The sequence below is a fragment of the Streptomyces argenteolus genome (genome assembly GCF_042902585.1).
Taxonomy (GTDB): domain Bacteria; phylum Actinomycetota; class Actinomycetes; order Streptomycetales; family Streptomycetaceae; genus Streptomyces; species Streptomyces argenteolus.
Genome location: NZ_JBIBEG010000002.1, coordinates 374,513 through 389,224 on the forward strand (window position 1 = coordinate 374,513; position 14,712 = coordinate 389,224).

General features: G+C 73.6%; 10 protein-coding genes. 5 read left to right on the forward strand and 5 right to left on the reverse strand.

The window, feature by feature from the left end:
- The first annotated feature begins 150 nt into the window (after positions 1–150).
- From ACFY8O_RS08295 to ACFY8O_RS08315, 5 genes are all read left to right on the forward strand, one after another.
- Positions 151–576: a single-stranded DNA-binding protein gene (locus tag ACFY8O_RS08295; protein WP_387900046.1), complete on the forward strand. Its 426-nt coding sequence runs from the start codon at positions 151–153 to the stop codon at positions 574–576.
- 187 nt (positions 577–763) lie between these two features.
- Positions 764–2,293 (forward strand): Cys-Gln thioester bond-forming surface protein, encoded by a 1,530-nt coding sequence (locus ACFY8O_RS08300; RefSeq protein WP_387900048.1) that lies wholly within the window; start codon positions 764–766, stop codon positions 2,291–2,293.
- A 216-nt stretch (positions 2,294–2,509) separates the two neighbouring features.
- A complete protein-coding gene (gene ettA / locus ACFY8O_RS08305; protein WP_145801478.1) occupies positions 2,510–4,174 on the forward strand; it encodes an energy-dependent translational throttle protein EttA in 1,665 nt (554 codons plus the stop codon).
- Positions 4,175–4,179: 5 nt separating this feature from the next.
- Positions 4,180–4,602 carry an acyl-CoA thioesterase gene (locus tag ACFY8O_RS08310; protein ID WP_145801480.1) on the forward strand — a complete coding sequence of 141 codons (423 nt, stop codon included), beginning with the start codon at positions 4,180–4,182 and terminating at the stop codon, positions 4,600–4,602.
- The gene (locus tag ACFY8O_RS08315) at positions 4,599–5,294 is read left to right on the forward strand and encodes a hypothetical protein (RefSeq protein ID WP_387900051.1); all 696 of its coding nucleotides are present in this window, start codon (positions 4,599–4,601) and stop codon (positions 5,292–5,294) included. Before ACFY8O_RS08310 ends, ACFY8O_RS08315 begins: the two co-directional genes overlap by 4 nt.
- Before the next feature lie 219 nt (positions 5,295–5,513).
- Here the strand turns inward: ACFY8O_RS08315 and ACFY8O_RS08320 are convergent, their stop codons facing one another.
- The 5 genes from ACFY8O_RS08320 to ACFY8O_RS08340 all read right to left on the reverse strand — a co-directional run bounded on the left by ACFY8O_RS08320 (position 5,514) and on the right by ACFY8O_RS08340 (position 14,639).
- The gene (locus ACFY8O_RS08320) at positions 5,514–6,470 is read right to left on the reverse strand and encodes an ABC transporter ATP-binding protein (protein WP_145801482.1); all 957 of its coding nucleotides are present in this window, start codon (positions 6,468–6,470) and stop codon (positions 5,514–5,516) included.
- On the reverse strand, positions 6,467–9,238 hold the full coding sequence (locus ACFY8O_RS08325; protein WP_387900053.1) for an FtsX-like permease family protein: 2,772 nt from the start codon (positions 9,236–9,238) through the stop codon (positions 6,467–6,469). The genes ACFY8O_RS08320 and ACFY8O_RS08325 overlap by 4 nt, the downstream gene beginning before the upstream one ends.
- A 1-nt stretch (position 9,239) precedes the next feature.
- A complete protein-coding gene (locus ACFY8O_RS08330; RefSeq protein ID WP_387900055.1) occupies positions 9,240–12,578 on the reverse strand; it encodes an FtsX-like permease family protein in 3,339 nt (1,112 codons plus the stop codon).
- A gap of 165 nt (positions 12,579–12,743) precedes the next feature.
- Entirely contained in the window at positions 12,744–13,148 is a 405-nt protein-coding gene (locus tag ACFY8O_RS08335; protein ID WP_145801485.1) for a globin, read from the reverse strand.
- 84 nt (positions 13,149–13,232) lie between these two features.
- Positions 13,233–14,639: an FHA domain-containing protein gene (locus tag ACFY8O_RS08340; protein WP_387900057.1), complete on the reverse strand. Its 1,407-nt coding sequence runs from the start codon at positions 14,637–14,639 to the stop codon at positions 13,233–13,235.
- Between the last annotated feature and the right edge of the window lie 73 nt (positions 14,640–14,712).

Genomic DNA, 14,712 nt, shown 5'->3' on the forward strand with positions numbered 1-14,712 from the left:
CGCATACCGGCGGACCGTTCCGGACCGTGCGGGACCGCGTGCGGCCGAAGTGCCTCGCATGACGTCGCGACGCATCGGTGCGGTGCGGGGCGGCGGGCCGGAAAGCGGACGGAAAGCAACAGGGAAGCAGTGGGAAACGGGGGACGGGAAATGAACGAGACCTTGGTGACACTCGTGGGGAACGCCGCCACACCGGTGGACTTCCGGGAGACGGCGGCGGGATCGACTGCCCGGTTCCGGATGGCGGTGACGCCCAGGAGATGGGATCGGGAGCAGCAGGTCTGGGCGGACGGCCGGACCAGTTTCTACACGGTGTGGGCCCGGAGGACGCTCGCGGCGAACCTCTCCGGTTCGGTCTCGGTGGGGGAGCCGCTCGTCGTGCACGGCCGTCTGAAGGTGCGCGAGGAGGAGCGGGAGGGCGTCTGGAAGACCTCCGTGGACGTCGAGGCCGTGGCGGTGGGACACGACCTGACGAAAGGGACGGCGGCGTTCCGGAGGGTGCTCAGAGGCGATCCGGCCCTGGTGGCGCCTACGCATCGTCAGAAACCGGCCACGGAAATGGTATCGGTGTCCTGAACAAGGGGGGCGCGCCGAAGAGAGCTGTAACGATTGCGATTCGGAATGGTTATCTGACGCTATGACGGGGGACTGTCCTCCGCTCGCTCCATACGATTCCCCCGTACTCATGCGGCACTTGAGTTTGCTGGCGAGACACCTCCCACACGCGCATCAACCGTGAAGGTCTCGCCCGGAGGGGAATTCTGTGTTTTCTGTGTCTTCAGCATCCACTTCGTCGCCGACGGCGGCGACGGAGGGCTCCATAGGGAGCCGGAGCGGGAGCAGGCGAAACGGCCAGGTGCGGACCGAGACCGGGCGGGGCCTCGGCCTCGTCAAGGCCGCGGCGGCAGTCCTGACCGCCGGACTGGTCGCCGCGGGCACCCTCGTGGGTGCGAGCGCGGCCACGGCGGCTCCGGCCGACGAGACGGGTCAGCACCAGGGCGGCGCGACCGCCGTGCTGGACGGGCTGAAGACCTACGACAGCGCGCTGCTGCGTACGAAGGGTGAGAACGGCGAGCCCGCCACGCAGGAGCTCCCCGCCGGCCTCTTCGAGCTGGACGTCGACGGGGGCGGCCAGCTGAAGACGTACTGCATCGACATCCACAACCCCACGCAGGACCGGGCGAAGTACCTGGAGACCCCCTGGGCCCAGACCTCGCTGGGCGCCAACGAGAACGCGGGCAAGATCCGCTGGATCCTCCAGCACTCCTACCCGCAGGTCGACGACCTCTCGGCGCTCGCCGGAGAGGCGGGCACCGGGCCGCTCACCGCGAAGACCGCCGCCGCCGGCACCCAGGTCGCCATCTGGCGCTTCTCCGACAAGGCCGACGTCGAGGCCAAGGACGCGCACGCGGAGAAGCTCGCGGACTGGCTGGAGAAGAACGCCGAGAGCCTCTCCGAGCCCAAGGCCTCCGTGGCGCTGGAGCCCGCAGCCGTCTCCGGCAAGGCCGGTGAGCGGGTCGGCCCCGTCACCGTCCGTACCGACGCCGGCCAGGTCTCCGTGACCCCGCCCGCCGACGCCGCCGCGGGTGGCGTCACGGTCACCGACAAGGACGGCAAGCCGGTCACGCAGGCGGCCGACGGAGCCGGGCTGTACTTCGACATCCCCGAGGGCGCGGCCGACGGTTCCGCCGCGCTGACGGTCCAGGCCACCACCTCCGTGCCGGTCGGCCGGGTCTTCGCCGGGCTGACCAAGAGCCAGACCATGATCCTCGCGGGCTCCAGCCAGTCCACGGTCACGGCCACCGCGACCGCCACCTGGGCCGAGGAGGGTGCGGTCCCCGCGCTCACCGCGCAGAAGAACTGCGCCAAGGGCGGCGTGGACATCACCGCGAGCAACAAGGGCGACGAGCCGTTCACCTTCGAGCTGGCCGGTGCCGAGCACACCATCGCCGCGGGCGAGACCCGCACAGTGACCATCCCGGTCGCCGAGGACCAGGCGTACGACTTCACGATCACCGGTCCCGGCGGGTTCAGCAAGAACTTCAAGGGCGTCCTGGACTGCGAGACCGCCGGTACCCCCACCCCGGGTGACGGCGTCGGCACCCAGAGCGGCTCCGAGCCGGTCCCCGCCCAGACCGGCACCAGCTCCACCGGTGCCGAGGGTGACCTCGCCGCGACCGGCGGTTCGAGTGCCACCCCCGTGATCGCGGGTGTCGCCATCGCCCTGGTCGTCCTCGGCGGCGGCGCGGTCTTCTTCCTCCGCCGGAAGAAGCCGCAGAGCAACGGTGAGTGACTGAGCGCTGAGCACGGGCGCAGCACGGGAAGGCGCCGGTGAGGGCCCGGTACGGACATCCGTACCGGGCCCTCGCATGCCCCGGTACGCCCTCACGGGTGCCCCCGGTACGCCCCTGCGGGTGTACCGGGGACCGGACGGGTTTCCGTCCGGGCGCGGACGTCAGGCAAGATGGGTGTATCTGCCCACCCCTCTATTGCTGCCGGACGGTTTCTCTTGGCTGAGTACATCTACACCATGCGCAAGACGCGCAAAGCGCACGGCGACAAGGTGATTCTCGATGACGTCAATCTGAACTTCCTGCCCGGCGCGAAGATCGGTGTCGTGGGACCCAACGGTGCCGGTAAGTCCACGGTGCTGAAGATCATGGCGGGCCTGGAGCAGCCGTCCAACGGTGACGCCTTCATCTCGCCCGGCTTCAGCGTCGGCATCCTCATGCAGGAGCCCGAGCTCGACGAGAGCAAGACGGTCCTGGAGAACGTCCAGGACGGCGCCGCCGAGACCATGGGCAAGCTCAAGCGCTTCAACGAGGTCGCCGAGCTCATGGCGACGGACTACTCCGACGCGCTGATGGACGAGATGGGCAAGCTCCAGGAGGACCTGGACCACGCCAACGCGTGGGACCTCGACGCCCAGCTGGAGCAGGCCATGGACGCCCTGGGCTGCCCGCCCGGCGACTGGCCCGTCGTGAACCTCTCCGGTGGCGAGAAGCGCCGTGTGGCGCTCTGCAAGCTCCTCATCGAGGCCCCGGACCTGCTCCTCCTCGACGAGCCCACCAACCACCTCGACGCCGAGTCGGTGAACTGGCTGGAGCAGCACCTCTCGAAGTACGCGGGCGCCGTCGTCGCCGTGACGCACGACCGGTACTTCCTGAACAACGTCGCCGAGTGGATCCTCGAGCTCGACCGGGGCCGCGCCCTGCCCTACGAGGGCAACTACTCCACGTACCTCGACAAGAAGGCCGCCCGCCTCAAGGTCGAGGGCCGCAAGGACGAGAAGCGCGCCAAGCGGCTCAAGGAAGAGCTGGAGTGGGTCCGGTCCAACGCCAAGGGCCGCCAGACCAAGTCCAAGGCCCGTCTCGCCCGTTACGAGGAGATGGCGGCCGAGGCGGACAAGATGCGGAAGCTGGACTTCGAGGAGATCCAGATCCCGCCGGGCCCGCGTCTCGGGTCCATCGTCGTCGAGGTCGAGAACCTCTCCAAGGCCTTCGGCGACAAGGTCCTCATCGACGACCTGTCGTTCACGCTGCCGCGCAACGGCATCGTCGGCGTCATCGGTCCGAACGGCGCGGGCAAGACCACGCTGTTCAAGATGATCCAGGGCCTGGAGACCCCCGACTCCGGCGCCATCAAGGTCGGCGACACGGTCAAGATCTCCTACGTCGACCAGTCCCGCGCCAACATCGACCCGAAGAAGACCCTCTGGGCCGTCGTCTCGGACGAGCTGGACTACATCAACGTCGGCCAGGTCGAGATGCCGTCGCGGGCCTACGTCTCGGCGTTCGGCTTCAAGGGCCCGGACCAGCAGAAGCCGGCCGGTGTGCTCTCCGGTGGTGAGCGCAACCGCCTGAACCTGGCGCTGACGCTCAAGGAGGGCGGCAACCTGCTGCTCCTCGACGAGCCGACCAACGACCTCGACGTCGAGACCCTCTCCTCGCTCGAGAACGCGCTGCTGGAGTTCCCCGGTGCGGCTGTGGTCATCTCCCACGACCGCTGGTTCCTGGACCGCGTCGCCACGCACATCCTGGCGTACGAGGGCGACTCCAAGTGGTACTGGTTCGAGGGCAACTTCGAGTCCTACGAGAAGAACAAGATCGATCGTCTCGGAGCGGACGCGGCCCGCCCGCACCGTGCCACGTACAAGAAGCTCACGCGAGGCTGATCGACTTGGCCCGTCACATCTACGACTGCCCGCTGCGCTGGTCGGACATGGATGCCTTCGGCCACGTGAACAACGTGGTCTTCCTCCGCTACCTGGAGGAGGCGCGCATCGACTTCATGTTCCGGCTGGCGCCCGGGGACGGTTCGCCGTCCTTCTCAGGCGGCTCCGTCGTGGCCCGGCACGAGATCGACTACGTGCGCCCGCTGGTCCACCGGCACGCCCCGGTGACCGTCGAGTCCTGGGTCACGAAGATAACCGCCGCGTCGCTGACGATCGCGTACGAGATCAAGGACCCCGAGCAGGTCTACGTGCGGGCTTCGACGATCGTCGTGCCGTACGACCTGGCGGCGGGGCGGCCCCGGCGGATCACCGCCGAGGAGAAGCTCTTCCTCCAGGAGTACCTCGACCAGGAGCCCGCCGTCGCATGACTGTGCCTGTACGGTCGCTGCGGTTCGCCGACGCGAGGGAGGCGGCGGATCTCGCCGCCTTCCTCGGGAGGCTGCTGCACTACGACCGGGCCGCCGCCGTCCGTCTCCAGGCGGGCGGCGGCGCGCTGGCGGTGTTCGGCCGCCCGCCGTCGTTCGAGGTGCTCGCGATCCGCACCGTCCGGCTGCCGGAGGTCCACGACATCGACGTGACCGTCTCGGCCGGTGAACTCCTCGAAGCGCTGAACACCGACGGGACCACCGAACCCGCGGGCGTGGCCCATCTGCCACAGCCCGTCACCGGTCCTCCCTGGGCGGGCCTGCTGCCGCCGCGCGGCGGCTGGCAGGAGCGCCCCGGGCTGCCGGGCCCCGCCGACCTGCGTACCTCGCTGGCCGACGCCGTCGCCGAGTTCCGGGCGCGCGACGCGGCCCTGCCGGAGGAGCGGCGTAACCGGGCGGAACGCGATCTGATCGGCCGCGACATCTGGTCCCGGAGGGTCGGGGACACGGAGCTTCCGCTGCGTGCCGTGCACGCGGCCCAGTCGCTCGGCTTCCTGCGCGCCTCGCCCGGCTTCCCCGTCGCCCTGCTGGCCTCCGGTTCCTGGCTGCGGCTGCGCACCCCCTTCGGCTCGATCGCCCTGCGCGGCGCGGGCGGAGGCCTCGGCACTCTCGCCGTGACGGTCGGGACGGCCTGAGCCCTCGGGCCCGGCGCCCACCCGGGCGCCGCATGCCGCGCCACCGGGTGCCCCGGGCCGCCCAGCCGAGCGCTCCGGGAGCCGAGCGTTCCGCGTGCCCTCACCCCCGGGTGTTCCGAGCGCCACGGTCAGGGCCCGGCGCGCCAGCCGGGTGTTCCGAGGGCCACGGTCAGGTACCGGTGCGCCACCCCGGCGCCGCAGGACTCACAGGCCCGGGGTTCACTTCCCGGAGGCGTCCGGCCACACGCCTATGTGGTCCTGCTCCAGCTCCAGCATCACCCGGTGTTCCATCCCCAGTGCCTCGGTGTAGTCCGCCGGCAGTTGCAGCCGGCCGGCCCGGTCGAGCATCGCGTACTCCCGCGCCACCTGCGACTCCTGGCCCGTCGCCGCGTCCACCTCGGTCCGCCGCAGCACCTCGGACGACGTACGCCCGTCGCGGATGGCGACCGTGCGGCGCACCTCGTCGGCCACCGCCTGGTCGTGCGTGACGATCACGATCGTCGTGCCGAGCTCCTCGTTGGCCCGGCGGAACGCGGCGAACACCTGCTCGCCCGTGGCGGAGTCCAGCTCACCCGTCGGCTCGTCGGCGAGCAGCACCGAGGGGTTGTTGGCCAGCGCCACCGCGATCGCCACCCGCTGCTGCTGTCCGCCGGACATCTGGGCGGGGCGGCGGTCGCGGCAGTCCGCGACCTCCAGCATCTCCAGCAACGACTCGGCGCGCGCCGCCCGTTCGCGGTTCCGGCCGCCGCCCCGCAGCTGCATCGGCAGCGTGACGTTCTGGACGGCTGTCAGATACGAGAGCAGATTGCGTGAGGTCTGCTGCCAGACGAAGCCGACCACATCGCGGCGGTAGCGCAGCCGCTCCTTCTGCCCCATGGCCAGGAGGTCGCAGCCCGCCACCTTCGCCGAGCCCGCCGTGGGCACGTCCAGGCCGGCCAGGATGTTCATCAGGGTGGACTTCCCGCTGCCCGAAGCGCCGACGAGGGCCATCAACTCGCCCTCGGTGACCAGCAGATCGAGGCCCTGGAGGGCCTGCACCTCCACCCCGTCCGCGGAGAAGATGCGCACCAGCCGGTCGCACGCGATCAGGGCGTCGTGCCCGTACGACGGCCGGTCCCGACGGGCGGCGGCCCGCTGTTCGAGCTCCGCCAGGGTGGTCTCTGTCGATGACGTCACCGGGTGTCTCCTGCCCTGAGTTCCTTGATCGATCCGCGGCGGCCCGACCACCACGCCTGGACGCCGGCCACGGCGGCGGTGAGGACGACCACACCGAGTGCCGGAAGGCCCAGCGACCACGCGTCGGTCCGCAGCGTGGCGGTGTGCGGGGCCGACGGCGCGCCGCCCGCCAGGGCCAGCGCGTCCAGGTCGATTCCCGGCGCCAGCAGGGCGATGGTCGCCCAGCCGACGAGGAGCCCGCCGAACGCGGCCAGCAGTGCCTGGGGCATCGCCTCGAACGCGAGCAGCCGCCTGCCCTGCCGGGTGGTGAGCCCCATGGTCCGCAGCCGGGCCAGGAGCGTGGTGCGCTCCGGGGCCGTCTGCAGCAGCGACAGGCCGACGGCGAGCAGCGCGTATCCGGCGCCCGCCGCGACGGCCGCCGCGTAGATCCGTTCCGCGCCCGACTGCATCGGTGTGTCGGTGAACGCCCCGCGCGCCGCCGACCGCAGCCGTACCTGGAAGTCCGGCCCCGCCTCCCGGGCGGTGGCCCGCAGCCGCTCGCCGTCGAGTGAGGCGCCGGTGACCAGCAGCGTCGTGGGAGCGCCCAGGGTGAGGTCCCGGGCGTCGACGATCAGGAAGTCGGAGTCGTCCACCGCCGAGGTGCGCGTCAGGGCGGCGGCGACCCGCACCTCGATGTCCCCGGCCTGCGACCGGACGGTGAACGGCCGGTCGCCGAGACGTTCGGCGAGCGCCGGTGAGGCGACGGCCAAAAGCACCCCGCCCCGCTCTCCGGCGCCCTTCAGCGCCGCCGCAGGGAAGGCGGGCAGCCCGGTCCCGCGCGCCAGGCGGGCGTACGAGCCGGGATCGACGCCCAGCAGGGTCGCGCGCTCCGTGTCCGACCTGACGTCCCGCGAAGCCGCCAGCGGTGTGCCGTACTCGATGCGGACGGCGGCGACGTCCTCGACGCCGTCCACCGCGCGGACCTGCCGGACGACGCCGTCGGAGAGCGGGGCGAGCCCGCCTTCCCCGCTGATCCGGGCGTCCGCACCGACGGCCCGCAGCGCCGCGTCGTCCCGCGCGTCCGCGATCCCCGCGATCACCGACCCCCCGAACGCCGCCGTGGTCAGCGCGATCAGCAGCGCCAGCAGCGGCAGCGTGCCGCTGGACGGGGCCCGGCCGGCTCGGGCCAGCGCCAGGAAGCCGACCGCGCCGCGCAGCCTCGCCACCGGCCGGGCGGCGAGCCGCAGCGGCAGCGGGTAGAGCCGCACGAGGACGAGCGCGGCGATCAGCCCCACCAGCACGGGAGCCGCGCTGACCAGCAGATCGGCGCCCGAACCCGTCGACGTACCGCGACGGCGCAGCGCGGCGACCGCGCCCACCGCCAGGACGAGCACGGTGAGTTCGGCGACCGTACGCCGGCGGCTCGGCCGAGCGGCCGTCATGTCCTCGCGCGCCCCGTGCAGCAGCGGCCTGCGGTGGAGCAGCGCCGTACGAACGGGCAGCGCGGCGCAGACCAGCACGGCGACCGCCGCGGCGGCCGTGGCGGCGGGCAGGAACCGCGCCTCGCGGACGAGCAGGACCGCCGCCAGCAGCCCGAGCGCCGCCGCGGGCAGCACGGCCACGGCCGTCTCGGCCAGCAGCCGTCCGCCGATGCCCCGCAGCGAGCCGCCGCGCGAGCGCAGCAGCGCCAGTTCGTGGTGGCGGCGCGCGCCGATCAGTCCGCCGGTCATCAGCAGGACGACCGCGCCCACCACCCCGATGCCCACGGCCGCGACCGTGACGACGGGGCCGATCGCGGTACGCGTCGAGGCGTACGCGCCGAGGATCGCGTCCAGGTCGGTGGTGAGCGTGGTGTTCGGCCCGGTGATGTCGCGCAGGGTCAGGAGCTCGGGGCCGCTCTCCATCGCGGCGACGGCCCTGCTGATCCTGGGTGCGTCGGAGGAGGTGAGGCCGGTGGCGTCCGGCGCGAGACGCCAGTACAGCTCCGGGTCGCCGCTGGTGGCCAGCAGCGCAGGGGCCGCGTCCGTGGGCAGCAGCAGCGCCGCCGCCCAGTAGAAGGTGGGGACGGGGGACTGCGGGTCCCTCACGAGGGAGGGGGCGCGGTACAGCGGATCGACCGCCCAGTAGCCGCTCTCCGGGCGAAGCGGCGTGACGACGCCGGTGATCCGTACGGTCAGCGTCTGCCCGTTCTGGGTGGGCACCGCGATCGTCGAGCCCGGCTTCATCCCCAGCTCCGCCGCGGTCTCCCGGGTGACTGCTGCCTCCACCTCACGGGTGGCGAGGGTCACCTGGCCCCGCACCACCGGCCAGCGGCCCGCCCGCAGCGTGCTGTGCTCGGAGAGGGCGGCCGGGGCGGCGTAGGTGAGCTGCGGCGGGAGCGCGTTCGGCCGGGGCAGCCAGGGCTCGGTCGCGACGAGGGGCGTCGTCGTGTGCACCCCGTACGAGGAGTTCGCCGTGTCGGCCCGCAGAGGATCGGCGAGCGCCGCCGTCAGTGCCTCGTCGGCCTCGGACAGGGCCTCCTCCCGCATCGCGGCCTCCCGGACCGAGGGTGCCTGCCCGAGAGCGGGCGGCGGCGTCGTCACCTCCAGCACGCTCTGTCCGGGCGCCGCGGTCGTGAGGTCGTGGCGCAGCGCCTGCGACTCGTACGCGTCCACCGCCCGGGGGAAGACGGCGGCGAGGAAGGCGGTCAGGAACACCAGGGCCGCCAGGGCGGCCGAGACGCCGGGGGCGGTACGCAGCCTCGTCCGCACCCAGGGGGCACAGGCGGCCGGGATCTTGGCGGCGTTCATGTCAGTTGTCCCCCTGGTGGCGCAGCGATACCGCGGGATCGGCACGGCGCAGCGTGATCGCGGCGACGATCAGCAACGGCAGCGCGGCGACCGAGCCCAGCAGCACCGCGACCTGCCCGGCCGGCAGGAGCACCAGGACGTCCGGCACGGGCCGGGAGGCCTGCCCGGTCAGCACGACGAGCGGGACCACAGCCCTGGTGAGCACCGCGCCGAGGGCGAGGCCGATCAGCAGGGCGAGAGCGATCAGTACGCCCTGCTCGGCGGCCAGCATCCGGGCCAGCCGCCTGCGGGACGCCCCCAGTGCCCGCAACACGGCGAACTCCGCGGCCCGTTCGCGCTGCGACCCCACGAGGCCGACACCGAAGCCGACCGCGGCCAGCGCCGCGGCCACCACCGCGACCGCCGGCAGCGCGGACCGCGGGCCCGCTCCGAGCGGGTCGTCCGCCAGCTCCCGCGCCACCTCGTCGCGCACCCGCACCTGCGCGGGATCGGTGCCCGGCAGCGCACGCAGGTGCGCCGCCACCTCCGGACCCTGCCCGGGCGCGGTGCTCAGCCACCACTCGCTGGGCGCCAGGGTGGCCCCCGACCGGTGCGCCAGCACCTCGGAGACGGCCCGCAGGTCCAGCAGCAGGCTGCCCCCGGGCTTCGTGGACGCGTCGGCGCCAGGACCGGCGGCCTCCGCGGAGCCCGTTCCGGCCGCACCGGTGCCGGTGGTCGGCACCTGCCGCACCGACGTCACCAGCTTCACCCGGACGGTGTTGCCCGCCAGCGTGAGATCGATCTCCTGGCCGGGCTTCGCCCCCGCGTACGCCAGGTACGCGTCGGTGGCCACGGCCTTCAGCGCCGGGGCCGCCGGGCGGGCCGCGGTGATCCGGAGCGTGCTGACGGGTTCGCTGCCGAAGAAGGAGTCGTCCGGCAGGGCCGCCCCCGTGCCGTAGCGGAAGGAGGGCGCGGCGCCCGAGCCGGTCACCGCCCGCACCTGCTCGCCCGAGCGTGTCTCGCCCGCCTCGGTCATGGTCGCCCCCGCCTGCCAGCGCACCCCCTCCGACGCCGGCACCGGCCGCTCGGCCCCGCCGGCGGTGAGCGCCCGGAGGCCCGTCACCGACACCTGCCGCTTCTCGGAGCGTCCCTCGGGGACCTCGCCGTCCACCTCGAAGCCGGTCACGGCCAGACCGCCGGAGGCGGAGACGGGGAAGGACAGGGTGTGCGCGCCGCCGTCGACGGGCACGGTCCCGGCTCCGACCCGGTAACCGAGGCCGTAACGGTCCTCCAGCAACACGCTGACCAGCGGCGCAGCGCCCGATGGGGACCTCCCGCCGGGCGCCGAGACGTCGCGGATCCGCAGCTCGAACAGCACCCGGGTGCTGTTCGGGGGCAGCACCACCCCCGTCCGTCCGGTCGCCGGCGGGGCGATCGCGGCGAACAGCCGCTCCGGGGACGTTCCCGCCAGGTCCTCCCGCATCAGCATCCCCTCGTCGGCGTGCGCGGTGTCCAGGGCGAGCACCTCGGCCGTCCGCCCTCCGGAGAGGTCCACCGTCGTACGGAACGCCGGAGCCGCCTCCCGTACGCCCGGGAGGTCCGTGTACGCCGCAGCCTTCGCCGGGTCGCCGGCCGGAGCGCCCACCACGCGCACCGAGGCACCTGACCTGAAGTCCGCCTGGTCGCCCTGCGAACGGTCCCAGGACGCGCTCTGACCGACCGCCAGCATGCCCATCGCGACCGAGAGGACCAGCAGCAGCACCGGGCCCGCGCCCCGCAGCGGCCGTCGGCTGAACTGCCAGCCCGCCAGCGCCGTGAACAGCCCTCGCCCGCCTGCCGCGCGCCGCTCCGCAAGCCGCGCCGCGGGAGGCAGGAGCCGCAGGGTCAGTACGGTGCCCGCCAGCAGGGCGAGCGCGGGGGCGGCCACCAGCAGCGGGTCGATGCCCAGTTCGCCCTTCCGGTCGCCGCTGAGGGCGCCGCCGCCCGCCGTGCCGGTCTGCCGGTCCAGCTGCCAGTACGCCACCCCGGCCACCAGCAGCAGCGCGAGGTCGGCGCCGGCCCGCACCGGCGTCGGCAGCGCGGCGGCCCGGGAGTCCCTGCGCCCGCCCGCACCCGCCGTCAGCGCGGGGGCGACCACCGCGAGCGCGCAGGCCAGGGCGACGGCCGCGGCGACCAGCCAGACCGTGCCGGTGGCGCCGCCGTCGAGCCGCAGCCCGATCCGCCCCAGCTCGCTCCGGTCCGCGAGCAGCCCGGTCAGCGGACCTGCCAGCAGCGGGGCGGCCACGGCCGCGGGCACGGCGAGCAGCAGCGCCTCGATCGCGGCGAGCGAGGTGATCCGGCCCCGCGAACCGCCCCGGGCACGCAGCAGTTCGGTCTCCCCGGCGCGCTCGCCGCTCAGCAGCCGGGCCACGAGCAGCAGGGCGTAGCCGGCGAGCAGGACCAGCTGGACGGCGACGATCATGATCGTGGAGCGGGAGACCAGCAGCGCCCGTTCGACCTGGTCGACGACCGTCGGCAGCGATGTCCGCACCGTGGCCCCGTCACCGAACACCGGAGCCGCCGACAGCGCCTTCGGCCCCTGCGTCGCGGCCCGGCGCAGCGCCTCGGTCCGGCCGGTCGTGACCGTACGGAAGTCGGCGGCGGCCAGCCAGGAGACCGGCCCCGCGGTGAGCCGTCCCGAACCCAGCACGGCCGGATCGGCGAGCAGCGGGCCGTAGGTGGTGAAGACGACCTCGCGTATCCCGCGCCCGCGCAGCGGGTCCAACTGCCAGTACGGATCGGCCTGGTCGGACGCTTCGTACAGGCCCGTGACCTCGATCCGCAGCGGGGTCTCCTTCAGCCGGTCGGTGAGCGTCAGCCGGGCGCCCGGCGCCAGCTTCAGGGCCTCGGCGGAGGCGCGCGGCAGGGCCACCTGCACGGGGTCCCCGGCGGCCCCGGCTCCGGCGTCCGGCATACGGCCCTCGGTGAGGCGGACCCGGCTGCGGTCGAGGGAGGCGAGATGCGTCAGATCGGGTTCGCCACGCCGCTCGGCGGGCGTCTGCAAGCTGCGGGGGAGGGCGTAGGGCCCGGAACTCTCCAGCTTCCGCACGGTCACCGGCAGCCCGCCGAAGGTGTCGCGGGCCGCCCGGCGCACCGTGGCGTCGGCCTCCTCGCGCCGCTCGCGGTCCACATCGGCGGAGACCAGGAGTGACGCCTGCGTGGCGGAGCGGTGGGTGAGCGTGTGCCGCAGGGCGGCGTCCCCCATGGACCCCGAGAACGCGGTGAGAGCCGCCAGCACACAGGTGGTGAGCAGGACGGCCAGCACGGCCGCCGTGAGCAGGAGCCGGTGCGCGCGAACCCGCAGAAGGACGAACCCCGTCACCTGATCCCCCGAAACTCAGCAGCGCCACGCCCCGTACACCCTGTACGCCCCCGACGTCCCCCGGATGCTTTCAGAGCACAGGGCAGCTGGAAACCGCTTGTGGGCGGACCTTGATGGGATCGTGACCGTTATGCGGCGGCGGAGTACCGGAATCCGCACATGGCGTCAGTCCGCGGTGTTGATCATCGAGGCCGCGGCGTAGGTGAGGTAGTCCCACAACTGCCGCTCCTGCTCCGGAGGGAGCCCGAGCTCGTCGAGCGCGACCCGCATGTGGCCGAGCCAGGCGTCGTGCGCCGCCCTGTCCACCCTGAAGGGGACGTGACGCATCCGCAGCCGGGGATGGCCCCGCTGGTCGCTGTAGGTGCGCGGCCCGCCCCAGTACTGCATCAGGAACAGGGTGAATCGCTCCTCGGCCGGGCCGAGATCCGCCTCCGGGTACATCGGGCGCAGCAGCGGGTCGTCCGCGACGCCCTGGTAGAAGCGGTGCACCAGGCGCCGGAACGTCTCCTCGCCGCCGACCTGCTCGTAGAAGGTCTGCTCCTGAAGCGTGTCGCGCGGAATCTCTGTCACCCGTCCATCGTCGCAGACGCACCGGCGGAGGACCGGGGTCCTAGGACCCCGGTCCGGATCCGGTCGCCTTCCGGACCCGCCGGATCAGTCGCGCCGGACCGTGATGGTCGTCCAGGCACCGACGTGCACCTGGTCGCCGTCCTGGAGCGGGACGGGGACGTACGGCTGGATCGGGTCCTCGGCGCCGTTGAGCGTCGTGCCGTTCGTCGAGTTCTGGTCGACGACGGCCCAGCTTCCGTCCGGCTGCTGCACCAGCACGGCGTGCTGGTGCGAGACGCCCGGGTCCTCCGGAGGCCTGGCCAGGTCGATGTCGGGGGACTCGCCGGTGCTGTGCCGGCGGCGCCCGATGGTGATCTGGTTGCCGGTGAGCGCGAGGCGCTGCTCCGGGGAGTACGCGGGCAGGTTGAGCCCCGTCGCCTCCGGGCCGCTGCGCTGCATCATCGCGAGGAAGTAGTCACGGTCCGGGGCGATGACGGCCGTCCAGCTGCCCGGCCCCTGGTCCCTGCCGCCCGGGGCGTGCCCCTGTCCGGGGAACTGCTGCTGGGGCGCCTGGGGCTGCGGTGCCTGCGGGCCCTGCTGGAAGCCCTGCGGAGGCTGCTGGCGCGAGGGCGGCGGCAGCATCCAGTCGTCGTCCCCGCCGGGCTGCGGAGCCTGTGGCTGGGCGGGGGCGGGCGGCGCGGACTGCTGCTGGAAGGCGGGAGGGGCCGGCGGCCCCTGCCGCTGCGGGTCGAACGGCGAGGGCGGAGCCTGGGTCCCGCCCTGCGGCCCCTGCGGACCCGGACCGCCCTGCGGTCCCTGCGGACCCTGCGGACCCGGACCGCCCTGCGGACCCTGCGGGGCGAACGGGGAGGGCGGACCGGGCGGGTTCTGCTGCCCCTGCCGGCCCTGCTCCTGCTGCTCGAACGGCGACGGCGACTGCTGCTGGAACGCCGGCGGAGGCGGCGGCCCCTGCTGGAAGGCCGGCGGAGGCCCCTGCTGGAACGCGGGCGGCGGAGGCGGCCCCGGCCGCTCTCCCTGTTCCGGCAGACCGGGCCGGGAGCCCTGCTCGGGCGAGAGCGGCTCGGCCGGCCGGTTCACCTGCGAAGGGCGGGAGCCCTGGTACTCGAACGGGTCCCGCTGCTGCTGCGGCGGCGGCCCCTGCTGGGCCTGGAAGCCCGGCGGAAGGTTCAGGCCCGGCACCCCCGAGCTCACGCCGCCCTGCGGGGCGAGCGGGGTGTACGACGTCGCCGTGTTCGTGAGGAAGTTCCAGCGGCACTCCTCGCAGTACGGAGCCATCGCCTCACGCGGGGTGCGGCACTGCGGGCAGAGTTCGGCCTGGGCGGTCGGCTCCCCGGAGCCGGTCCCCTGCGGGTAGCCGTAACCGGGCGCGGGCGGCGGGGGAGGCGGCGGCGGGACCGCGCCCGCGGGCGCGCCCGCTCCGGCCATGCGGTGTCCGCAGACCTCGCACCAGTCCTCGGAACCCGACTGGTGTCCGTTCGGGCAGGTCGGCATGTCGGCGCTTCCCCCTCTCCTCGTCCGGCCCGGAGGCCGCCATGCTGGTCGGTGCACCGTCCGGTCGGCCGGG

Excerpts from the sequence above, each read along its gene's own strand:
- ACFY8O_RS08295 (WP_387900046.1), top strand. The coding sequence starts at position 151 with ATGAACGAGACCTTGGTGACACTCGTGGGGAACGCCGCCACACCGGTG.
- ACFY8O_RS08340 (WP_387900057.1), bottom strand. The coding sequence starts at position 14,639 with ATGCCGACCTGCCCGAACGGACACCAGTCGGGTTCCGAGGACTGGTGC.
- ACFY8O_RS08325 (WP_387900053.1), bottom strand. The coding sequence starts at position 9,238 with ATGAACGCCGCCAAGATCCCGGCCGCCTGTGCCCCCTGGGTGCGGACG.
- ACFY8O_RS08315 (WP_387900051.1), top strand. The coding sequence starts at position 4,599 with ATGACTGTGCCTGTACGGTCGCTGCGGTTCGCCGACGCGAGGGAGGCG.